At 55.2% G+C, this 20,279-nt stretch carries 22 protein-coding genes, 1 pseudogene and 1 riboswitch; of the genes and pseudogenes, 12 read left to right on the top strand and 11 right to left on the bottom strand.

The features are described 5' to 3' along the window. The 5 genes from LOS15_RS10770 to LOS15_RS10750 all read left to right on the top strand — a co-directional run bounded on the left by LOS15_RS10770 (window position 1) and on the right by LOS15_RS10750 (window position 5,494). Entirely contained in the window at window positions 1-921 is a 921-nt protein-coding gene (locus LOS15_RS10770; protein ID WP_263065868.1) for an EamA family transporter, read from the top strand. 117 nt (window positions 922-1,038) lie between these two features. Further along, entirely contained in the window at window positions 1,039-1,548 is a 510-nt protein-coding gene (locus tag LOS15_RS10765; protein WP_263065867.1) for a porin family protein, read from the top strand. Between the two features lie 188 nt (window positions 1,549-1,736). Continuing rightward, window positions 1,737-2,276 carry a porin family protein gene (locus tag LOS15_RS10760; RefSeq protein ID WP_263065866.1) on the top strand — a complete coding sequence of 180 codons (540 nt, stop codon included), beginning with the start codon at window positions 1,737-1,739 and terminating at the stop codon, window positions 2,274-2,276. Between the two features lie 357 nt (window positions 2,277-2,633). Beyond that, window positions 2,634-4,262, top strand: coding sequence for a BCCT family transporter (locus tag LOS15_RS10755; RefSeq protein WP_263065864.1), 1,629 nt, complete (start codon window positions 2,634-2,636; stop codon window positions 4,260-4,262). 152 nt (window positions 4,263-4,414) lie between these two features. Beyond that, a complete protein-coding gene (locus tag LOS15_RS10750) occupies window positions 4,415-5,494 on the top strand; it encodes an NAD(P)-dependent alcohol dehydrogenase (protein WP_263065863.1) in 1,080 nt (359 codons plus the stop codon). Between the two features lie 16 nt (window positions 5,495-5,510). Here the strand turns inward: LOS15_RS10750 and thiC are convergent, their stop codons facing one another. Both thiC and tenA read right to left on the bottom strand, forming a co-directional pair. After that, the gene (gene thiC, locus LOS15_RS10745) at window positions 5,511-7,427 is read right to left on the bottom strand and encodes a phosphomethylpyrimidine synthase ThiC (protein ID WP_263065862.1); all 1,917 of its coding nucleotides are present in this window, start codon (window positions 7,425-7,427) and stop codon (window positions 5,511-5,513) included. Window positions 7,428-7,486: 59 nt separating this feature from the next. Beyond that, window positions 7,487-8,155 (bottom strand): thiaminase II, encoded by a 669-nt coding sequence (gene tenA, locus LOS15_RS10740; protein ID WP_263065860.1) that lies wholly within the window; start codon window positions 8,153-8,155, stop codon window positions 7,487-7,489. An 83-nt stretch (window positions 8,156-8,238) separates the two neighbouring features. Beyond that, a riboswitch (TPP riboswitch) is annotated at window positions 8,239-8,398 on the bottom strand. Between the two features lie 236 nt (window positions 8,399-8,634). On the opposite strand from tenA, the gene LOS15_RS10735 reads away from it, so the two are divergent. Continuing rightward, complete coding sequence (locus LOS15_RS10735; RefSeq protein ID WP_263065859.1) at window positions 8,635-9,144, top strand: hypothetical protein; 510 nt, start codon at window positions 8,635-8,637, stop codon at window positions 9,142-9,144. A gap of 100 nt (window positions 9,145-9,244) precedes the next feature. Here LOS15_RS10735 and LOS15_RS10730 read toward each other — a convergent pair. The 3 genes and pseudogenes from LOS15_RS10730 to LOS15_RS10720 all read right to left on the bottom strand — a co-directional run bounded on the left by LOS15_RS10730 (window position 9,245) and on the right by LOS15_RS10720 (window position 10,604). Next, window positions 9,245-9,497 (bottom strand): annotated as a pseudogene (locus LOS15_RS10730) (Txe/YoeB family addiction module toxin). Beyond that, window positions 9,494-9,745, bottom strand: a complete 252-nt coding sequence (locus LOS15_RS10725) for a type II toxin-antitoxin system Phd/YefM family antitoxin (RefSeq protein ID WP_263065857.1) — start codon at window positions 9,743-9,745, stop codon at window positions 9,494-9,496. The pseudogene LOS15_RS10730 and the gene LOS15_RS10725 overlap by 4 nt, the downstream one beginning before the upstream one ends. 37 nt (window positions 9,746-9,782) lie before the next feature. Next, the gene (locus LOS15_RS10720; RefSeq protein WP_263065855.1) at window positions 9,783-10,604 is read right to left on the bottom strand and encodes an aldo/keto reductase; all 822 of its coding nucleotides are present in this window, start codon (window positions 10,602-10,604) and stop codon (window positions 9,783-9,785) included. A gap of 166 nt (window positions 10,605-10,770) precedes the next feature. On the opposite strand from LOS15_RS10720, the gene LOS15_RS10715 reads away from it, so the two are divergent. From LOS15_RS10715 to LOS15_RS10700, 4 genes are all read left to right on the top strand, one after another. Beyond that, window positions 10,771-11,040, top strand: a complete 270-nt coding sequence (locus LOS15_RS10715) for a DUF4160 domain-containing protein (RefSeq protein WP_189463936.1) — start codon at window positions 10,771-10,773, stop codon at window positions 11,038-11,040. Further along, complete coding sequence (locus LOS15_RS10710; protein WP_263065852.1) at window positions 11,034-11,555, top strand: DUF2442 domain-containing protein; 522 nt, start codon at window positions 11,034-11,036, stop codon at window positions 11,553-11,555. Before LOS15_RS10715 ends, LOS15_RS10710 begins: the two co-directional genes overlap by 7 nt. 211 nt (window positions 11,556-11,766) lie before the next feature. Continuing rightward, window positions 11,767-12,648 carry a class A beta-lactamase gene (bla, locus tag LOS15_RS10705; protein WP_263065850.1) on the top strand — a complete coding sequence of 294 codons (882 nt, stop codon included), beginning with the start codon at window positions 11,767-11,769 and terminating at the stop codon, window positions 12,646-12,648. Window positions 12,649-12,722: 74 nt separating this feature from the next. Further along, complete coding sequence (locus LOS15_RS10700) at window positions 12,723-14,054, top strand: serine hydrolase domain-containing protein (protein WP_263065848.1); 1,332 nt, start codon at window positions 12,723-12,725, stop codon at window positions 14,052-14,054. A 9-nt stretch (window positions 14,055-14,063) separates the two neighbouring features. On the opposite strand, the gene LOS15_RS10695 is transcribed toward LOS15_RS10700, so the two are convergent. Genes LOS15_RS10695 through LOS15_RS10685 form a run of 3 tightly spaced genes read right to left on the bottom strand, consistent with a single transcriptional unit; the run spans window position 14,064 to window position 15,642 of the window. After that, entirely contained in the window at window positions 14,064-14,396 is a 333-nt protein-coding gene (locus LOS15_RS10695) for an AzlD domain-containing protein (protein WP_263065847.1), read from the bottom strand. Next, on the bottom strand, window positions 14,393-15,115 hold the full coding sequence (locus tag LOS15_RS10690; protein ID WP_263065845.1) for an AzlC family ABC transporter permease: 723 nt from the start codon (window positions 15,113-15,115) through the stop codon (window positions 14,393-14,395). Before LOS15_RS10690 ends, LOS15_RS10695 begins: the two co-directional genes overlap by 4 nt. Further along, window positions 15,112-15,642, bottom strand: coding sequence for a helix-turn-helix domain-containing protein (locus LOS15_RS10685; RefSeq protein WP_263065844.1), 531 nt, complete (start codon window positions 15,640-15,642; stop codon window positions 15,112-15,114). The genes LOS15_RS10690 and LOS15_RS10685 overlap by 4 nt, the downstream gene beginning before the upstream one ends. A 132-nt stretch (window positions 15,643-15,774) precedes the next feature. On the opposite strand from LOS15_RS10685, the gene LOS15_RS10680 reads away from it, so the two are divergent. Continuing rightward, window positions 15,775-17,079: an MFS transporter gene (locus LOS15_RS10680; protein WP_263065843.1), complete on the top strand. Its 1,305-nt coding sequence runs from the start codon at window positions 15,775-15,777 to the stop codon at window positions 17,077-17,079. Between the two features lie 68 nt (window positions 17,080-17,147). On the opposite strand, the gene sstT is transcribed toward LOS15_RS10680, so the two are convergent. After that, entirely contained in the window at window positions 17,148-18,371 is a 1,224-nt protein-coding gene (sstT, locus tag LOS15_RS10675; protein WP_263069696.1) for a serine/threonine transporter SstT, read from the bottom strand. Between the two features lie 233 nt (window positions 18,372-18,604). Between sstT and LOS15_RS10670 the strand changes: the two genes are divergently transcribed. Beyond that, window positions 18,605-18,934 (top strand): hypothetical protein, encoded by a 330-nt coding sequence (locus tag LOS15_RS10670; protein ID WP_263065842.1) that lies wholly within the window; start codon window positions 18,605-18,607, stop codon window positions 18,932-18,934. A gap of 127 nt (window positions 18,935-19,061) precedes the next feature. Here LOS15_RS10670 and LOS15_RS10665 read toward each other — a convergent pair whose 3' ends face one another. Both LOS15_RS10665 and LOS15_RS10660 read right to left on the bottom strand, forming a co-directional pair. Then, complete coding sequence (locus LOS15_RS10665; protein ID WP_263065841.1) at window positions 19,062-19,391, bottom strand: hypothetical protein; 330 nt, start codon at window positions 19,389-19,391, stop codon at window positions 19,062-19,064. A gap of 190 nt (window positions 19,392-19,581) precedes the next feature. Beyond that, window positions 19,582-20,220, bottom strand: a complete 639-nt coding sequence (locus tag LOS15_RS10660; protein WP_263065840.1) for a CDP-alcohol phosphatidyltransferase family protein — start codon at window positions 20,218-20,220, stop codon at window positions 19,582-19,584. Window positions 20,221-20,279 lie beyond the last annotated feature (59 nt).

The raw sequence follows: 20,279 nt of genomic DNA, 5'->3' as shown, positions 1-20,279 counted from the left end.
ATGTCTTCTATTGCTCCCCCCGCGCTACTCCCTCGGCATCTGGCTATTTTGCTGATGATGACCGTTGCCACCATGTTTGCCGCTAACCATGTGTCGGCACGTCTGGCGTTTGATAATGGCACTGGCCTACTGCTAGCGGTGCTCACCCGCTCGGGTGTGGCCTGCCTTATTTTATTAGCGTTGGTCATCGCCCAAAAAAAGCGACTTTGGTTACCGCCCGGCACATGGCCTTGGCAATTAGCGGTGGGGGTATGTATTGCCATTCAAAGCGTTAGCCTCTATTCAGCGGTGGCGCGGCTGCCGGTGGTGATTGCGCTGCTACTGGTGAATACCTTCCCGATTCAACTGGCGCTATTAAGTTGGGCGTTGGGGGGAAAGCGGCCTTCACTGCGTAGCTGCCTGATTATGGGCACTATTTTAGTGGGGCTGCTGGTAGTGCTCGATATACCCAGCTGGATAGCGGACGCCGATGCCATGGGGCCAGGATGGCTTACAGGAATTGGTTTTGGTGTAAGCGCGGCCTTTGCGTTTGCCTGCGCGCTGTGGATCACCGAGCACCGCTTGGCAGGGGTGGGTAGCACCTTACGCAGCCTGCTCACCATGCAAACTGTGTTTATCGCCATGGTCATTGGCGGGCTTCTGGGCGCAGTGCCGGGCGGCATGAGCCTACCGGACAACAGCACCGGCTGGATGGGGTTAACGTTCTTAGCGCTTCTATACGGTACGGCATTCTCAGTACTGTTTATTTTTGTACCCCGGTTGGATATGGCGCGCAACGCACCGGTGATGAATTTCGAGCCGGTCGCTTCGCTGTTAATCGGTTATCTCGTGCTTGGCCAAATGCTTAGCCCCAGCCAGCTAGTGGGAGGCGCGGTTGTGGTGGGTGGCATTGTCGTACTTAGCCTTTCCCGTGGCCGTTAAAAGGGGAGGAAAAAAGGAAATTACAGGTCATTGGGGGCTGCGGATTGCGTTCTTCATAGAGTTGAACCACACTTTAAAAGCGTAAGGAAACACTGTTTTTTAACTGAGGCTTTACCTATGAAGATGACCGTTTTATCACTCACCTCTGCAGCGCTTCTGGTTGGTGCGGGTGCTTTCGCGGCATCGGCTCAAGCGCAGCAACCTTTTCAATACCCACAAGGTTACGTGGGTGGCGACGCCATGTTCTGGAGCCTAGACCCAGACCGTGGTTCCTCCCGCGACGATGTAGGCCTGCGTGTGCGCGGCGGTGCCCAATTTAACGACTACTTTGCCCTTGAAGGCCACCTGGGTACCGGCGGTTCCGACGGTGGGGCAGAGCTCGATTATTTAGCCGGTGCCTATGCCAAAGGCATTATCCCGGTTGCCCCCGAAGTACGCCTATATGGCCTTGCCGGTTTCAGCGAAGTAGAGATCAGCGATGACCGTGAAAGCGGCTTCTCTTACGGTGCTGGTGCTGAGATGGACGTGGCACCTAACCTTTCCGTTGGCGCCGACTACATGCGCTACTTGGATAAATCGGCGTACACCTTTGATGCGGCCAGTGTAGGCCTACGCTACCGTTTCTAAACAAACGGGCGTTAGCCACGTCTTCTATATGAAAAGAAACCCCATTGCTTCAAAGCAGTGGGTTTTTTTTATGTACAACATGTTAATGAATACGTGACCCTGTTTAAATTGTAAGTATTATTAATTTTAGTTAAAATTAATGATTAGTTTAAGGCATTTTAATAGTGTCACTATACCAAGGGAATAAGATGAAAAAATCGGCGAAATTATTTGTAGTTGCTTCTTCACTGCTGTTTGTTACCGCTGCCCAAGCGCAATCATTTCAAGCCGGATATCCCCAGGGTTATATCGGTGCCGACGCTATGGCCTGGAATCTGGATCTTGACGGTGTTGATAGTGATTTTAACTCTGTAGGCCTTCGGCTTGTGGCAGGCATGAAGCTAGATGATTATCTAGCGGTTGAGCTGCATGGCGCTACTGGTGGGTCTGATAGCAATTACGGATTAGATATTGAACTAGATTATCTAGTTGGCGGTTTCTTGAAAGGCATTGTGCCGTTAGGTGAGTCTGCCCGCCTGTTTGGCCTGCTAGGCTATTCCGAAGTAAAGCTCACTGCTAGTGGGTACGGTTTAAGCGAAAGTGGCCGCGACGATGACGTTTCATTTGGTGCAGGTGCTGAGTTCGATGTTTCTGATACTCTTGCAATTAGCGCCGATATTACACGCTATCTGAGTAATTCAGACTACGACTTAGACGCTTACAGCATTGGTCTACGTTACCGCTTTTAAAGCCTCACCGCTTCCAAGCGGTGATGGTCTTAGCGGTTATTAATATAGGGGCTTTTGGCCCCTGTATACGTTTATATAAACTGACCTAAAAAGGGGTTATCGAAAGTCGTTTTTTAAAGCGGTTATCGCTGAAATGCTAAGCCCCGCAGTGTCCAGAGTTTCCCACCATGGGCTTGTTAATCACTACCCGAAAAGCAGATTCACTACGCTCATCATCAAGCTTGCTTTCCACCATCTTCCCTAGGCGCTAGCCACGCATTTGGCGTTAAGCTTTCTGGCAGCCATAAAGGTGCATTGGGTTGGTATCGCTAGATGTTTAGAATAAAACAAAACCCAAAAGCTTAATGAGGAGATAGGATGTATCGCCAAGCTACGTCAGGGGTGTTGAAAGGAATGAATGCCCGCGTCACTTTAGCCGCCATTGTGGTAGTGGTGGCTGCGCTGAGCTACGGGGCGTTTTACACCGAACACCTTGCTGAAGTGCTTGACCACATGCGTGGCACGTTAAACCCCTTCCTTGAGTGGTATTACGTCTTGCTGGTGGCATTTTTGCTGCTGTTTATGATTTGGCTAGGCGTTGGGCGTTACAAAAACGTGCGCTTAGGCGGTGACTTTGAGCAGCCTGAGTTTACGTTTTTCTCCTGGGTTTCAATGCTGTTTGCCGCAGGCACCGGGGTCGGGATTCTGTTCTGGGCGGTCGCGCAGCCCATTTTGCAGTTTCAAGAAAACCCCTTTATTGCCGAAGGCATGAGCCCAGAGGCGGCGCGGGTGGCCATGCGGCTTACCTACTTCCACTGGGGGTTAAACGGCTGGGCGATTTTCTCCTTTGTTGCCCTGGTGCTGGCCTACTTTGCCTATCGGCGCAACCTGCCGTTGACGGTGCGCTCTGGTTTGGAGCCCATTCTAGGCAAGCGTAACCATGGCCTATTGGGTGACATGGTCGACCTGCTGGCGGTGTTTGGCACCGTGTTCGGTATAGCGACGACCCTGGGGCTAGGCGTTCAACAAATGAATGCGGGGTTAGAAGCCGTGTTTGGGCTGGAGACGTCAGTCCAACTGCAACTGATGATTACCGCCGTGATTATGAGCGTGGCGACGTTCTCGGTGGTCTCCGGTGTTAAGCGTGGCGTGCGCCTACTTTCAGAGGCCAACTTCTGGCTGAGCATTGCGGTAGTGGCCTTTATGCTGTTGTTCGGGCCTACCCAATACCTCATCGCACTTACCATCGAGTCCGCCGGTGATTACCTGCAAAACATATTCGGCATGACCTTTCACACCAACGCCACCATTGCAGACGGCTGGCAGTCAGAGTGGACGGTGTTCTTCTGGGGGTGGTGGCTGGCCTGGTCGCCGTTTGTCGGCATGTTTATCGCACGGGTGTCCCGTGGGCGCACCTTCCGTGAGTTTGTGATGGGCGTGCTGCTGGTACCTACCGTAATCACCATTATCTGGATTGGCCTGTTTGGTGGCACCGCGCTCTATCATGAACTGTTTGGGTCGGGTGGTATTGTCCAGGCGGTAGATGAAAATGTCGCAACCGCGCTATTTGCGACCGTATCAGCAATGAACTTAGGCATATTGGGCGTGGGGCTATCAGCCGTATTAGTGGTGCTGATTGCTACCTACCTGATTACCTCTGCTAACGCGGGCACGTTGGTGATCAATACCATTCTGGCCGGTGGTGACCCTGAACCACCTACGGCACACCGTATTATTTGGGGCGCTGTGCTTGGGCTGCTCACGGCTGTCATGCTGCTGGCTGGCGGCCTTGAAACGCTGCAGTCTGCGGTCATCATGGCGGCGCTGCCGTTTTCGGTTGTGGTGATCTTAATGGTGTTTGGGCTGCTTAAGGCACTGCATGGCGAGCGCTTTGCCGCCCGTACCGGTTCGCGTGCCGAGGCGCCGCGTGAACCGTGGGCCGACCTGGATGATGCCGGTACCCAGGCAACGCCCGTTACACCGGATGAAAACTTTAAGCGCAATTAACGCCCTGATGAGCGCTGCGGCTAGCCGGGCAGCGCTTGTCGATTAACGCACCACAACGTGACATGGCGCATGTTCAGCGGCTATCAATAACCGCTTAATCACCTACGCTTAAGAGTGACGTGTTATGACTCCTCTTACTTAAGGTGTGCGCCATGCCTACCATGATGAAAGCCGCCATTTTTGTTGAGCCGGGCCGTATCGAAATCGACGACAAGCCCATCCCCGATATCGGCCCCAACGATGCGCTAATGCGCGTGACCACCACCACCATCTGCGGTACCGATGTCCACATCTTAAAAGGCGAATACCCGGTTGAGCGGGGCCTTACCATCGGCCACGAGCCGGTGGGCGTGATTGAAAAACTCGGCGCCAACGTGAAAGGTTACCAAGAAGGCCAGCGGGTGATTGCCGGTGCGATCTGCCCCAGTTTTACCTCTTACGCCTGCCAGGATGGGTGCTCCTCGCAAGATGGCGGCCACCACAGCCACGGCTATAAACCGATGGGCGGCTGGCGCTTTGGCAATACCATTGACGGTGCCCAAGCGGAGTACTTATTGGTGCCCGATGCCCAGGCCAACCTTTCCCCCGTGCCGGATGGCTTAACCGATGAACAAGTGTTGATGTGCCCCGACATTATGTCCACTGGCTTTGCGGGCGCAGAAGCGGGCGGTATCAACATTGGCGACACCGTAGTGGTGTTTGCTCAAGGCCCGATTGGCCTATGCGCCACCGCAGGGGCACGGCTGCGTGGGGCGGGCATGATCATTGCTGTTGACGGTGTGGATGAGCGGCTGACGATAGCCAAGCAGATGGGCGCGGATATCACGCTAGATTTTCGTAAAGTGGATGTGGTGGAAGAAATTCTCAAGCTGACCGGCGGGCGGGGTGTGGATGTGGCTATTGAAGCGCTCGGCCTGCAGCAAACTTTTGAATCTGCCTTGAGGGTGCTAAAACCCGGCGGCACCTTATCGAGCCTTGGCGTTTATTCCGAAGACCTGACCATTCCGCTGGGCGCTTTCTGTGCGGGGCTGGGGGATCACAAAATCATTACCTCACTGTGCCCTGGCGGCAAAGAGCGCATGCGCCGCCTGATGAGCATCATCGCCGCTGGGCGCTTGGACCTTGGCCCCATGGTGACCCATCGCTACGCGCTGGAGGATATCGTCGAAGCCTACGACCTTTTCTCCCACCAGCGCGATGGCGTATTAAAAGTGGCGCTAAGCACTGCCTAGCGCCGTAGGTGGCGGGCTACACCTCCTGGTATAGCTCGCTGCCTTCCCGGCGGAACTTCTCCGCCTGCTCCTGCATGCCGCGCTTCACCGCTTCCGCATCGCTCTTGGCGGCGTTCTCGGGTGTGCGATCTCGGTAGGTATCGCGCACCTCCTGGCTGATCTTCATCGAGCAGAACTTTGGCCCGCACATGGAGCAGAAGTGCGCCACCTTGGCGGAATCCTTCGGCAGGGTTTCGTCGTGGTATTCACGGGCGGTATCCGGGTCTAGCCCCAAGTTGAACTGGTCTTCCCAGCGGAACTCAAAGCGCGCCTTGGAAAGTGCATTATCGCGACGCTGCGCGGCTGGGTGGCCCTTGGCTAAATCCGCTGCGTGGGCAGCAATTTTGTAGGTGATGATGCCGGTTTTCACGTCATCTTTATTGGGCAAGCCCAGGTGCTCTTTGGGCGTCACATAGCAGAGCATGGCGCAGCCAAACCAACCAATCATCGCCGCCCCAATGCCGGAGGTAATGTGGTCGTAACCGGGGGCGATATCCGTAGTGAGCGGGCCGAGGGTGTAGAACGGCGCTTCGTGGCAGGCTTCAAGCTGCTTATCCATGTTCTCTTTGATCAAGTGCATGGGCACGTGACCGGGGCCTTCGATCATTACCTGAACGTCATGCTTCCAGGCGATCTTCGTCAACTCGCCCAAGGTTTCGAGTTCAGCGAACTGCGCTTCGTCGTTGGCATCGGCAATCGAGCCGGGGCGCAGGCCATCGCCGAGCGAAAACGCCACGTCGTACTGCTTGCAGATTTCACAGATCTCTTCGAAGTGGGTGTATAGGAAGCTTTCCTGGTGATGGTACAAACACCACTTCGCCATAATAGAACCGCCACGGCTAACAATGCCTGTGACGCGGTTGGCGGTGAGCGGCACATAGCGCAGCAGCACGCCGGCGTGGATGGTGAAGTAATCCACGCCCTGTTCCGCCTGCTCAATCAAGGTGTCGCGGAACACTTCCCAGGTGAGATCTTCGGCAACGCCGTTCACTTTCTCCAGCGCCTGATAGATGGGCACTGTACCAATCGGCACCGGCGAGTTGCGGATGATCCACTCGCGGGTTTCATGGATGTTCTGGCCGGTGGAGAGGTCCATGATGGTGTCTGAGCCCCAGCGGATGCCCCAGGTCATTTTATCGACCTCTTCTTCAATCGAAGAGGTGACCGCTGAGTTACCCAGGTTGCCGTTAATCTTCACCAGAAAGTTACGGCCAATAATCATCGGCTCGGATTCCGGGTGGTTGATGTTATTGGGAATAATCGCCCGGCCACGAGCGACTTCATCGCGCACGAACTCCGGGGTGATCTCTTTGGGCAGGCTGGCGCCAAAGCTCTGGCCCCCATGCTGATGGCCCAGAATGCGCTCTACTTCTGCAGTGCCCAACGCCTGGCGGCGCTGGTTTTCGCGGATGGCAATAAATTCCATTTCTGGCGTGATGATGCCCTGGCGGGCGTAGTGTAGCTGAGTAACGTTTTTCCCTGCTTTGGCACGGCGCGGGGTGCGGGTTAGGTCAAAGCGCAGCTGGGCAAGCGTTGGGTCGTTGGCGCGGCGCTTGCCGTAATGGCTGGTGGGGCCGTCTAAAAACTCGGTGTCGTTGCGCTCCTCAATCCAAGTGCGGCGCAGTTCTGGCAGGCCCTTGCGCAAATCAATGCGGGCGTCTGGGTCGGTGTAAGGGCCGGAGGTGTCGTACACCAGCAGCGGCGGGTTCTGTTCATCAATGCTGCTGGTTTTGGTAGGCGACAGGGTGATTTCCCGAAACGGCACGCGAATATCCGGCCGCGAGCCTTCTACGTACACCTTGCGCGAGGCGGGCAGCGGCTGAATGGCTGCGGCATCTACCTGGGCGGTTTCGGCTAAAAAGTGGCTGGTTTTACTCTTAACGGTCTTAGTCATTTCGGTGGTATTCCTTTGTTTTTGGTGTTTTTGGTGTTTTTGGGTGATGCGTGTGGGGCTTATTCGCTAAGTTCCAGGCCCATCTGCCAGAAGTCGATTTCCAGGCGCGTGGCATCGCGGAAAATCTTGGCAAGCTCACGAAAACGGGTGGGGGTGACGTCAGAAAGGCGGGCGTTGAGCCATTCAAGCTCTGCCTGCATGGCGGCCTGAAACTCTTCGCCTTCGTACATGGCAATCCAGGCGTCATAAGGGTTTTGCGCGCCGCGCAGGGTGGAAGGCTGAGCGTTCAGCCAATTGGCGATTTCACCGTAGCCGACGAGGCAGGGGGCCAGCGCTACGTGTAAATCGAGCAGGTCGCCCCGGTTGCCGGTATCCAGCACATAGCGGGTGTAGGCCAGCGTTGCGCGGGCTTCGGGGAGTTCGGCAAGCTCTTCTTCACTAATGCCCCATTCCTGGCAAAAGCCCACGTGCAGGCCCAGCTCCACGTCCACAATGGCTTTTAAACCTTCATGGGCTTGGCGCAAATCCGCCAGTGTGGGGCTTTTGTAGGCGGCCAATGCATAGGCGCGGGCGAAGTGAATCAAGAACAGGTAATCCTGCTTCAGGTAGTGGCGAAACGACGCCTCAGGCAGCGTGGCGTTACCCAGTTGGCGCACAAAATCGTGCTCAATATAGGCGCGCCAGTCTTCCTGGCAAGCGGTGGTTAAATCAGTAAAGCGGTAGCCCATGATGCCTCCGGTAGTGGTGATCCGGAGGGCGGGCGGAGATCGAGGAGATGGCGTGGAAGGTGGCGTGCAATCGTGACAGCTAGCCAAGGCCATCGCTTGATCCCTACGCCGGTACCCGCGCGCTCATCATAGGAGCAGCGCATTAGCCGGATCAGGTTCAGCGGGACCAGCGCTATGGCAGTATCAAGCAGATACGCCCTGCGCCATCTCAGCCGGATATCACCGGCACCCCGTCAAGCAGTTAGTTAGCGGAGTCTAGGCTGCGGGTGGGGGAGATGCAAGGGGGCATGATTGGAAATGGTCAATCGGCTAAGCTGCGACTTTTGGTTAAGCGGCCAAAATTGGCTTTGCTATCAAGGGGGCTGATGGGTAGAGTCAAATTAGTGGATGCAAAACCCCAATGAATGTGTTGTCGCTTTTATTGGGGGTTGTAGCGGGGTGTGTAAAACACTGTTATGCAATAAAAAGAGGTTCTTGGCTTGTCTGGACAATTTGATCCTTCAACTATGATGCAAACCTTACAAGGCTTCTCTGGGCTGGGCACGCCGAACTATGAACCGCCCCCTATACATGTCCCTGACAATCGAAGCAGAGCGGAAGTACGGGAGGATTTTGAAAAAAAATTAGAACAATTAGATTTTGCCGCCCTGGAAGAGCTCAAGGAAAAGACTCTCGATACCTCGGAGCCAGAAGAGTTTATAGCGCTGAAAGACGAGCTTGAAGATTCCCTGGTAAAGTTTCTTCGCTTTTACAGAACTTTCGAAGACCTTAACTCCGAAGAGTCGCGTAAAGTGGCACTGAAAGAAAAAGAGTTAAAGCTGGAGGCCAAACACGATTGGGCAAGCAAATTCCGGTTGTTCTTTTTTAGAATCCTGGCATCGGCTCTATTGGTCTTTACGCTTTTCGGCATTGGTTATATTGAGCACCAGTATGATTGGGCAAGATTGCCAATGACAAAGTATTTCTCGCCCAACGTGACGCAGCCATAAAAACTTAACAAATTGTTGTAGTGCATTCTGGGCCTGGCGGTCTTCCACCGGGTGCCCTTTTTGCTGCGCTACAAGGGCACCGCTGAACAAAGGCGTTAAATCAGTAGTGATACCGAAGCTGGGCAATAAGCAAAGCGTCATCCGTGACCTTGTAAACGATGCGGTGTTCTTCTTTGATTCGCCGAGACCAGTAACCCGCGAGGTTATGTTTAAGGGGCTCTGGCTTGCCGACTCCTTCAAATGGCTCTCGCTTGGTTGCTTTGATTAGCTTGTTGATTCGGTAAAGAGTTTTTGTTGGTTGTTTGCTCCTGCAGATAGTCTACACCGGCGTTTGCAGAGAGTATGAACTTCACTCAAGACGTGGCTTCTCTCGACCACCGCCCTGTTCCAGCTCGACAACGGATTCAAGCATACGGCGGGCGTTCTTCGGCGCGCGCAGGAGATAGGCGGTCTCTTGCAGCGCCTCATAGTCTTCCAGAGAGATCATGACCACGGATTGCGCCTTATTGCGGGTAATGACCACAGGGGAGTGGTCTTCACAGACCTGCTCCATGATTTTTGCTAGATGGGTTCTAGCGGCGGTGTAGCTGATGGCATCCATAAGGGTACTCCTGAACGGGCCGTTGATGAGCACTTACTCACACCATCATTAAGCCCTGCTTACGTGTTGGCGGCGCGTAGTCGGCGTCGATCTGTGCCAAATCCTCTTCATCGAGTTTGACGCTATCTGCAGCGGCGTTCTGTTTGAGGTGATCCAGATTCACGGCTTTAGGAATAGCGATCACCCGAGGGTGGCGCAGTGCCCAGGCAAGCGCGACTTGCGCGGGGGTGGCGCTGTGTTTGTCGGCGATGCGTTGCAGGGTGGCGTTATGCAGCAGCGCGCCTCCTTGCCCGATTGGGCAGTAGGCCATCAGTGGCATGTTGTGCTGTGCCTGCCAGGGCAGTAGGTCGTACTCAATGCCGCGTGCTGCGGGGTTGTAGAGCACTTGGTTGGTGGCGCAGGCGGGCGCGTCCAACTCGGTTAAGTCGTCAACGTCAAAATTCGACACGCCCCAGCGCAGAATCTTGCCCTGCTCGCGCAGCCGCTCAAACGCTTCCACGGTTTCGCTCAGCGGGTACTGGCCGCGCCAGTGCAGCAGGTAGAAATCAATCGTCTCGGTGCCCAATCGGCGCAGGCTGCGCTCGCAGGCCGCTTGAACACCCTTAGTGCTGGCGTTGTGCGGGTAAACCTTGCTGACCAGATACACCTCATCGCGCCGCCCGCTAATCGCTTGGCCAACCACCTCTTCAGCACCGCCTTCGGCATACATCTCGGCGGTATCAATCAGCGTCATGCCCAGGTCTAGGCCTGCACGCAGCGCTCTAACCTCCGCTTGGCGCTGCCCCGCATCCTCGCCCATATGCCAGGTGCCCTGGCCGATACGGGGTACGCTTTCTCCGCCTAGCTTAACCGTCTGCATGTCTTGCGCTCCTGTTGTATTTCCTACTGTGATGAGGTTCTGACTGCCTAGTGCAATCGCCGTTCATGCTTCCATCGTAGACGATCCGTGTCTCGAAAATTTTCTATTTTGTCTCTTCAAGGATACGTTGCTATAGTCTATTGAAGTAACAGGCGTTAGAGATACCATGCCGGAAATTGATGCGTTGCTAGGCCTTTCTTTTTGCTTGTATTTTTTTGATAACAAGCAACATAAGCTACCCCACCTTCATGTGAAGTATGGTAGCTACGAGCTAATCATTGCGATTGAAACGGGAGAATGTCTAGAGGGCTATCTGCCTAACAAGCAGCGTAAGAGAGCGGAGAGCCATATTTTCGAGCACCGTGAACAGTTGATGGTGATGTGGCACAAAGCAGTGAATGGCGAAAACCCAGGTAAGCTAGGTGACGTATGCTAAAAATCGTGGATGTTGATGTCATTTCAGGTCATGCCCTGGCGCTAACGTTCAGCGATGGTTATCAGGGCCGCGCTGATTTGGCAGCTTACTTCAATAAGCCTCCCTTTTCTGAGGTCAAAGACTTCAAGCGCTTTTCCTTAACGCCGGAAGGCTCCCTCAATTGGAGCGGCAATGAGCTTTCTGCGGCAACACTGCGTGCCATTACCAAAGGTGAGCAAAAGCCCGTAGACGTTTTTTTTAACGTTCAAGAAATGGAAGCCGTGATTAAGCAGGCTTCTTGGGAGTCAATGAAAGAGGGTCGCCCTGATATTTTGCAAGCCGCTATTCGCTCTTATGTGGAACAATTTGGTCATAGCCAAGTGATCGCGAAAGCAGGTATCAAAAGTCGCACCAGCGCTTACCGTTCATTAAAACCTGAAACCAAGCCTAATTTTGGCACGCTGGTGCAGCTGGGGCATGCCGTCATTGAGCTAGCGAAAGATCGTGCCGCAAGTATCAACGAGCCTTACATTTAAGCTGGGTTCTGCGCTTACGCATCGACGTTACTCTACCTAGCTATTTAACCAGAGGAACCCAAATGGCCGAATACACCGCTTCCATTCGGGCCGATGAGGCCTTTGTCGATCAACGCTACAGCCGTGGGCACGAGTAGGCATTTGATGGAGGCGTTCGCGTGCCTGCTAAACTCAGCGTAATTGTTTCACTCACTGCTTAGGAATAAACACAATGACTCTCCCCCAACCACGCTGGCTGCAGGCGGCTCTTTCAGTGTGCCTGCTGTTGGTATCAGCGTCTGTGATGGCACAGCAAGATCGCATTACCGCCGAGCTTGAGCGCATCGAACAAACCTTAGAAGCGCGTATTGGCTTTGCCGCCCATAATTTAGCCACGGGCCAGCGCTGGGAAGTGAATGCGGATGAGCGCTTTGCCATGTCCAGCACGTTTAAGACCTTGGCCTGTGGCGCACTGCTGGCGCAGGTGGATGAAGGGCAGCTAGCGCTGGACACCGAGGTTAGTTTTGAAGCGTCGGAGCTAGTGACTTACTCGCCGGTGACCGAGCAGTACGCGGGCCATCAGCCTCTGACGCTGTTTGAGCTATGTGACGCTACCATGACCACCAGCGATAACACCGCCGCTAACCTAGTGCTGCAAGCGCTGGGCGGGCCGGAAGCGGTTACCGCGTTTGCGCGTCGCATAGATGACCGCACCACTCGCCTAGATCGCTTTGAGACTGAGCTAAATGAAGCCACGCCGGGAGATCAGCGCGACACCACCACGCCCAACGCCATGTTGGCCACGTTAGAAAAGCTGGTGTTGGGTAATGTGCTAACGCCAGAGGCTCGGCAGCAGCTTGAAACATGGATGAAGGGCAACGCCGTGGCCGATGGCCTGTTTCGCGCCGCTATGCCGGACTGGGAAATTGCGGACAGAACCGGCGCGGGTGGTTATGGCTCACGCTCAATTACCGCGATTATTTGGCCGCCGGAGCAAGCACCCACGGTGGTAGTGTTTTATATCACCGAAACCGAGGCGTCGTTTGAAGCGCGTAATGCAGCGATTGCGTCTCTAGGGGAAGTGATTCAACAAACCCTACAAGGCCAGCAATAAGCGCAGTGGTTCTCGCTATACTGAGGAGCATGCTTGTTCGGTGCTGTACCGGGCGGCTGATCAAGGAGTGAATTATGCCAAGGTATTGTTTTGCTATCCGCTCGGTGCTGCCCGCTGTGCTGTGCGTGTCCGCCGTGCTTGCCCAGGGTGCGCAGGCGGAGGTGCTAAGTGCCGAAGACTCTGACCCTAGGCAACTGGGTTGGATGCAGGGCTTTCCACCACCGCCAGAGCGCATCATCGGCCAGCCGGATGCCAACTATTTCAGCTTTCCCAAAATGCGCTGGACGGTGTGCCACTTTCGCGAGCTGTTGCCTACCAAGCAGGTCAGCCGTGGGTTAGGCGCGCCGGTGCCGTTTAACTACGCGTTGGACGATGGGATTAACGATGTGACGTTCACACCGATTGATGGTAGCGAGCCAATGACCTGGCAGGCTGCGCTGAACGAAAACTACACCGATGGCGCGCTGATTTTGCACCAGGGGCAGGTGGTGTATGAAACTTACTCCGGCTGCCTGGATGAGGCGGGTCAGCACGGCGCCATGTCGGTGACCAAATCCATGACCGGCCTGCTGGGTGAAATTCTGGTGGCGGAGGGCGTGCTGGATGAGCAGGCGCTGGTGGGGGAGATCATACCCGAGCTAGGGGAGAGCGCCTTTGGCAATGCCACGGTACAGCAGCTTTTGGAAATGACCACCGGGCTTGCGTTTAGTGAAGAGTACAGCGACCCCAACGCAGAAATCTGGGCGTATAACGCTGCGGCAAGCCCGCTGCCTAAGCCAGAGGATTACACCGGGCCGCGTACCTACTATGAGTATCTCGCTACCGTGCAGCCGGAAGGCGAGCACGGGCAGGCGTTTGGCTATAAAACCATCAACACCGATGCGCTGGGGTGGGTAATCGCACGCACGACCGGCGAGTCAGTGGCATCGCTGTTGTCGTCGCGCATTTGGCAGCAAATAGGCGCGGAGCAGGATGGCTACTATACGGTCGATTCTATCGGCACGCCGTTTGCAGGCGGCGGGCTTAGCGCGGGCCTGCGTGATTTGGCTAGAGTCGGCCAGCTAGTGTTAAACGAAGGCGAGATAAACGGCGAGCGGCTATTTCCAGCGGCAGTGGTAGAACGCATTCGCCAAGGCGGCGATAGGCAGGCATTTGCACAGGCTGGCTACCGCTATTTACCCGGCGGTAGCTATCGCGGTATGTGGTGGTCGCTGCATAACGAACATGGCGCATTCGCGGCGCGTGGGGTGCATGGGCAAACCATTTATATCGACCCCACCGCCGAGATGGTGATTGTGCGCTTTGCCTCGCACCCGGTGGCGGGCAATGCCGCTAACGACCCGACCTCGCTACCAGCGTATCAGGCGGTGGCGGAGTATTTGATGGAGCGCACAGCGACGCTTTAACGGGCTGGTTTATAGAGCAAAGGCGATCTCCACTATCCCAAACACCGCTACCCCAGCGGCTACCGGCCAGCCTAGCGAGCGTAGCCGCCACCATGTGAGTAAGGTGGCGCTCAGCCCGATAACGGTAGCGAACCATGAAATGGCGCTGGGGTTGACCGGTACAATGGAAACGCCCAGCACCGCAGCAATCATCAGCGGGCCAAGAATGCCCAGCCATTGGGGCATGGCGCTCATATCTGTATCGCTGCCCAAGCGGCGCTGCATCCATAAGAACGGCACGACGCGCATCAGCAGCGTGCCGAAGGCGCATATCAGTACGGCGAGCCAGAGTCCGGTACTCATTGTGGGTGCCTCCCTTTTTGAAACTTCACGGTGTAAAAGCACAGCGCGCCGCAGGCGGCGCCTAACGGAATGGCCACGTTGCTGCCGCCCACTAAGGTTAAGCCAAGCGCGGCGGCAATGGTGATGCCCATGGCGGCAGCCCAGCGTTTATCGGTAAATCGCGGGGCTACCATGGTGAGAAACAGCGCAGGCAGGGCGAAGGGCATAATCTCACCTAGCAGCGGCCAGCGGGCGGTAAACGCTTCACCGGCGGTGGCGCCTACCATCGTAAACACTACCCATGCCGCCCAGACAAAAAGCGATGCCCCTACAAACCAGCAGAAGCGCTTGGCTTCGGGCAGTTGGGGAAGCCGGGTGAGCGCGAGCGCAAATACTTGGTCAGTCAGGCCGTGCATTAACCAGGGCCAGTGGCGGCTGCGCGGCAGCAGGTGGGCAAGGTTAGGGCCATACACCACGTGACGCACGTTGATCAGCAGGGTTAAGGCCACCACTAGCCACAGCGGCGCGCCGGTGGCGATCATGCCGACAAACAGAAACTGCGAAGCACCGGCGTAGATCAGCAGCGAGATCGCGGCGGCCTCTAGCGTGCTAAATCCCGCTTGGCTAGCGACTAAACCAAACGACAGCGCCACCGGAATATAGCCGCCCAGCAGCGGAATGGCGTCCCGCACGCCTTGCAGGGTGCTTCGCCCAGGAGAGTGGCTAACAAGCTCGCTCATGGCATTTTCCTCTGTGTGCCGTAGGTCACGGTGAGTAGCATAGTGGCCTCGCTGTCATGGGTGCGGTAAAGGTGGGGCTTATCGGCAGGAAAGGTCACGCTTTCACCGGGGGCGAGTGCCGTGGCAGCCCCTTCCGGGCCGGCTTCTAACCAGCCGCTAATCAGCGTTAAGGTTTCCTGGGTGCCTGGCGTGTGGGCTTCCGCATGGCGCAAGGTATGGGGCGCGCAGCGCATCCAGTAGGCGTCCACTTGGGGTGAATCTTTGCCCTGGTCAATCAGTTGAACCTGAACGCCATCTTCCCCAAGGGGCATCGTGATAGGCGCCACCAGCGTGCCAAACGGTACATTGAGCTGTACGGCTAGCCGCCAAAGGGTGTCCAGCGTGGGGTTGCCATTACCTTGTTCCAGGCGGCTTAAATTGGACTTGGCGATTCCTGCTGCGTTAGCCAGGTAAGAGAGCGACCAGCCTTGCGCTTGGCGGAGTGACTGTAAGTGCTGGCCTAGGGTACTTAGTGAGTGTTCATCCATTTTATTATCTCGTTGTTCCTTTTATAGAACGTTCTATATAAGGAACGTTAGCCTGTCAACGATTGTTTTGGCGCCGCTGGCTGGCACCCTTTATGCATCTTCCTCTCTAGGTGTTTGCGATGGGGAAGCGCAATGCGTTCGTTGGCAATGCTTAAACCGGTTAAATCGATTTTATGGAGCGTGGCGCTGTTGCTGCTGGGTAATGGCCTGCTGAATACCCTGCTAACACTGCGTGGTACAGGGGAGGGCTTTTCCAGCGCGGTGCTGGGGATGATTATGTCCGGCTACTTTGTCGGCTTCATTTGTGGCACCTGGGTAAGCGGGCGCTTAATTCGGCGGATGGGGCACATTCGCACTTTTGGGTTCTGCGCCTCTATTTGCGCATCGGTGGCACTGCTGCACCTTGTGTTTATCAACCCGTGGGTGTGGCTGCCTTTGCGGGTGGTTTACGGACTTTCGTTTATCACCTTGATTACCGTGATTGAGAGCTGGCTGAATAGCCAAGCCGCTAGCCACGAGCGGGGGCGTATTTTCGCGGTGTATATGGTGGTTAACCTAGGGGCGCTCGCTACGGCACAGCAACTGCTGCGGCTTGCGTCGCCACAGGGGTTTCTGCTGTTTGTGGTGATCGCCATTTTAATTAGCTGGGCGCTGTTACCCATCACCATGACCCGCCGGGTTCAGCCTAAACTTCCCGAGCGGCCCAAAAGCAGCCTGCGGGCGCTACTAGGCTTTGCGCCGCTGGCGGTGGCCTCTGCCGCCTTATCGGGATTAGCCATGGGGGCGTTTTGGTCGATGACGCCGGTGTACGCCACACAGCTTGGGTTTGATATTGGCGGCGTGGGGCTGGTTATGAGCGTGGCGATTATCGGGGGTGCTCTGCTGCAGATCCCCATCGGGCGTTTTTCAGATACCCATGACCGCCCCAGAGTCATGACCTGGGTGGTATTGCTTGCGGCGCTAATCGCCGCGGGCATGCCGTTTGCACCTAGCCAGGAAGCACTGCTGGTGCTCTATTTTATCTGGGGTGGTTTGGCATTTTCGCTCTACCCGCTGGCGGTCGCCCAGCTGATTGACCAGCTGCATCCGGATGAAATTGTCTCCGGCTCGGCGGATATGCTGGTGATGCACGGCGCGGGCTGTGCCGTGGCACCTATTGCAGCGGGGGCGCTGATGACGGTTGTAGGAAGTCACGGCTTACCCCTTTATATCGCCAGCGTGTTTACCTTGCTGGGTATTTACGCGCTTTACCGTCGCCGCCATGTGTCGGCCCTGGTGACGCATACCGCCCACTTTGAGCCAATGGTACAAAGTAGTGCAGAGGCACTGGAAATGATCTTTGATGATACGCAGCGTGATCTATTTGACGACCCAAGCTTTTATGAAGAGGAGGAACGCCAGCGGCTGGTGGGGCTTTTTAAGCCAGCAAAGGGTTAATGCCAGCAACGAGGTAATGCTGAAGTGGGGGAGCGCTACATCACGCAGCGGCTCCCCCGCTGAACAGGTTAAGTGCGCGTCGCCTCGTTTGCCTGGCAGGCCGCCGCCGTGAACAGCACATCCGTTGAGGAGTTAAGCGCGGTTTCGGTTGCGTCCTGGACCACGCTAATCACAAAGCCAATCGCCACCGCCTGCATGGCAACTTCTGTGGGAATACCAAATAGGTTAGCGGCCATGGGGATGAGCATCAACGAACCACCGGCGACGCCTGAAACCCCGCAGGCGGCCAGTGCCGATACCACGCAAAGCAGCAGGGCGGTGGGGAAGTCGACGCTAATGCCTAGCGTATGGGCAGTCGCCAAGGTAATCACCGTTATGGTGATGGCGGCACCGCACATATTGACGGTGGCGCCCAGCGGAATGGAAATAGCGTAGGTGTCGGCGTCCAGCTTTAGATGGCGGCAAAGCTCTAAATTAACAGGGATATTCGCCGCTGAGCTGCGGGTGAAAAAGGCGGTAATAGCACTGCCGCGCAGGCAGGTGAACACCAGCGGGTAAGGGTTCTGACGGGTAGTGAAGTAAACGAGCAGCGGATTGCTCACCAGCGCAACAAAGAGCATACAGCCCACAATGACACCCAACAGCTGAGCGTAGTTCAGCAGTGCAGCGACTCCTGATTCTGCCAAGGTTCCCGCGACTAAGCCAAAGATGCCAATGGGGGCTAACCGAATCACCAGGGTGACGATGCGGGTGACGGCCGTGGATAAATCGCTTAACGCTTGGCGGGTGGTATCGCTGGCTTGGCGCAGCGTTAAACCAAGGCCAATGGCCCATGCCAGAATAGCGATAAAGTTGGCTTCCATTAGCGCACTTACCGGGTTAGCCACCGCGTTTAATAACAGGTCTCTTAGAACGCTAAAAATATCCCCAGGTGGGTTGCCGTCAATTTGCCCCGCATTTAACGAAAGCTCGGTGGGGAACAGGAAACTGGCGCCTACTGCAATCAGCGCAGCGATTAATGTACCGGCAACGTAGAGCAGCAGCACGGGACGGATATGCGTGGGTTGACCCTTCTTGTGCGCAGCGATGGCCGCGGCAACCAGTACAAACACTAAAATGGGGGCAACCGCTTGCAGCGCGGCAATAAATAGCTGGCCAAGCAGCGCCACATTGCCTGCCATATCGGGTGCGAAAAGGGCGATGCAAACCCCGGCAACAATACCAATTAAAATCTGCGGGATAAGTCCCAGCCGAAAGAGTGGCTGAAACACGGTGTTGAAGGTGGCGATCATTGCGCGGCTCTCAGGTAGTAGAAGGGAAACGGTGCGTGGGCATGCCTGAAAGGGGCAATATTCTACCAGTTGCGAGTAGAGCGCGGGGAGGCGTGCTAAAAACTCTGTGAAGGTGCTCACTTAAATGAGCAGTGGGCGATATACTGCGTCAGTCGCTAAGTTTCACGCTTAGCGGCACATCTCATGTCATCAATGGCTTCTCTCAAAGAAGAAAAAGAATAAGGAATGTATCAATGCGCATTAAAGTGTTATTAGCTGCACTGCTGATGCTGTGTAGTTCGTCGCTGGTTATGGCGGCCGACTACTACGTAGATGTCACTAACCGCACGGGGTATACCCTGTACTACATGTACGTAAGTCCGGCAGATTCGCAAAGTTGGGAAGAGGATGTGCTCGGCAATGACGTTCTAGTGGATGGTGAAACACAGCGGGTGACGATTACGGGCTATAACAGCCCTATCTTCGATATTCGTGTCGTCGATGAAGACAGCGACAGCTACACTTTTTGGAAGGTTGACGTCTCAACTCAAGACGTGGTGGTAACGCTTGACGACCTAGACTAGACACTCCAAACGGCTTGCCACCGCGAACAGCGACCCCGCTGATGATGTTTTATGTGGGGCAAGCCGTTTTGTTCACTTCACGCTGCTATTAACGGTTAAAGGTGAAATGTCTAAGGGTGCAATGTCGTTAGGCAATAGCAGAGAGTTGAGAGCCGGCATTGGAATGGGAGGGATGACTTGCCACAGTCGCGGAGGCTGATTCATCGGTAGTATTGGCGCGGCACGTCATCATGGTGATATAAGCCTGCTCGGTAAGGCGAACCACTTCAGGGGATGCACCCCATTTCAGCAGCATTTCATCGATGTGTCGTTCAGCGGCTTCAAACTGGCCACAGTGGCTAAGCAGTTTGGCAATGGTGTGATCGCAGGCAGGGGTATCAAACATTTCTTCCCTGATTTCTTGAATAGCCAGTTGCAGGCCTTGTTGAGAAATATCTTTTAAATCAATAGATGGCATGCCACTTTTCCTTGTGAATGCTAATGGTTACAGTCGCTTAGATGATGGTTGGACGCGTTTTTGCGCCTTTCCACCTAATCGAGGCTAATACGCGAGTTAGTCAGAATCAATCACCAATACAAAAAAGCTACAAAAAGTTATACATACAAAAATCTCGTTACGCCTAACGGCAAGCCGTTGCGTCTAAGCGTTAGCGGCGTATGTTTTCACTGCGTGGGTGAGCGCGCAGCGTCCAGTAACCTCCCCATAGCCGTGTGGCCGTCGTTATCATACACGCGGCGGAAAATACCCCCGCTAGCCATGGAAAATCCTCAGGAAATAAACAGAAGAGCACTAACGCGATAACGGTTTCTGTGCCTTCGGTTAATCCCTCTAAATAGTAAAACGCCTTTTGTGGAAAGTTTGGCCGTTCGACGTTGCGTGCTTTCGCCGCAATGGCAAAGGCTAAAAAGGAGGTGCCTGTGCCAATAAAAGCGAACAGTAGCACTGCTGCGGCTAGCGCATTTTGCGCAGGGTTGGCTAGCGCGAACCCCAGCACGACCGCTGCATAAAAGACAAAATCTAACCCAATATCGATAAATCCACCGGCATCACTTTGTTGCCCGCTCAATCGGGCAAGGGCGCCATCCAGCCCATCGCCCAGGCGGTTGAGTAAAATCGCTATAAGTGCAAAAGCGTAATATTCAAAAGCGAGCAGCGGGAGCGCGCTCATCCCCACCAAAAAAGCGGCTAACGTGACTTGGTCAGGGGAGACCTTCCAGTTATGGAGATGCCGAGCGAGGCGGGCAAGCGGTCGGTGGGTTAACGGCATAGTAAAGCGGTCGAGCACGTGAGTATCTCCTTGGAAAATGGCCCCAACCTACCGTGATCAGCTTGCCATGTCATGCA

This window comes from Halomonas sp. 7T (assembly GCF_025643255.1).
GTDB lineage: Bacteria > Pseudomonadota > Gammaproteobacteria > Pseudomonadales > Halomonadaceae > Vreelandella.
Note: the sequence above shows the minus strand (reverse complement) of the source record. Positions and strands in the feature narration are given on the sequence as shown.

Coding starts and splice junctions, on each gene's coding strand:
- LOS15_RS10770 (WP_263065868.1), top strand. CDS start 1: ATGTCTTCTATTGCTCCCCCCGCGCTACTCCCTCGGCATCTGGCTATT.
- LOS15_RS10765 (WP_263065867.1), top strand. CDS start 1,039: ATGAAGATGACCGTTTTATCACTCACCTCTGCAGCGCTTCTGGTTGGT.
- LOS15_RS10760 (WP_263065866.1), top strand. CDS start 1,737: ATGAAAAAATCGGCGAAATTATTTGTAGTTGCTTCTTCACTGCTGTTT.
- LOS15_RS10755 (WP_263065864.1), top strand. CDS start 2,634: ATGTATCGCCAAGCTACGTCAGGGGTGTTGAAAGGAATGAATGCCCGC.
- LOS15_RS10750 (WP_263065863.1), top strand. CDS start 4,415: ATGCCTACCATGATGAAAGCCGCCATTTTTGTTGAGCCGGGCCGTATC.
- thiC (WP_263065862.1), bottom strand. CDS start 7,427: ATGACTAAGACCGTTAAGAGTAAAACCAGCCACTTTTTAGCCGAAACC.
- tenA (WP_263065860.1), bottom strand. CDS start 8,155: ATGGGCTACCGCTTTACTGATTTAACCACCGCTTGCCAGGAAGACTGG.
- LOS15_RS10725 (WP_263065857.1), bottom strand. CDS start 9,745: ATGGATGCCATCAGCTACACCGCCGCTAGAACCCATCTAGCAAAAATC.
- LOS15_RS10720 (WP_263065855.1), bottom strand. CDS start 10,604: ATGCAGACGGTTAAGCTAGGCGGAGAAAGCGTACCCCGTATCGGCCAG.
- LOS15_RS10715 (WP_189463936.1), top strand. CDS start 10,771: ATGCCGGAAATTGATGCGTTGCTAGGCCTTTCTTTTTGCTTGTATTTT.
- LOS15_RS10710 (WP_263065852.1), top strand. CDS start 11,034: ATGCTAAAAATCGTGGATGTTGATGTCATTTCAGGTCATGCCCTGGCG.
- bla (WP_263065850.1), top strand. CDS start 11,767: ATGACTCTCCCCCAACCACGCTGGCTGCAGGCGGCTCTTTCAGTGTGC.
- LOS15_RS10700 (WP_263065848.1), top strand. CDS start 12,723: ATGCCAAGGTATTGTTTTGCTATCCGCTCGGTGCTGCCCGCTGTGCTG.
- LOS15_RS10695 (WP_263065847.1), bottom strand. CDS start 14,396: ATGAGTACCGGACTCTGGCTCGCCGTACTGATATGCGCCTTCGGCACG.
- LOS15_RS10690 (WP_263065845.1), bottom strand. CDS start 15,115: ATGAGCGAGCTTGTTAGCCACTCTCCTGGGCGAAGCACCCTGCAAGGC.
- LOS15_RS10685 (WP_263065844.1), bottom strand. CDS start 15,642: ATGGATGAACACTCACTAAGTACCCTAGGCCAGCACTTACAGTCACTC.
- LOS15_RS10680 (WP_263065843.1), top strand. CDS start 15,775: ATGCGTTCGTTGGCAATGCTTAAACCGGTTAAATCGATTTTATGGAGC.
- sstT (WP_263069696.1), bottom strand. CDS start 18,371: ATGATCGCCACCTTCAACACCGTGTTTCAGCCACTCTTTCGGCTGGGA.
- LOS15_RS10670 (WP_263065842.1), top strand. CDS start 18,605: ATGCGCATTAAAGTGTTATTAGCTGCACTGCTGATGCTGTGTAGTTCG.
- LOS15_RS10665 (WP_263065841.1), bottom strand. CDS start 19,391: ATGCCATCTATTGATTTAAAAGATATTTCTCAACAAGGCCTGCAACTG.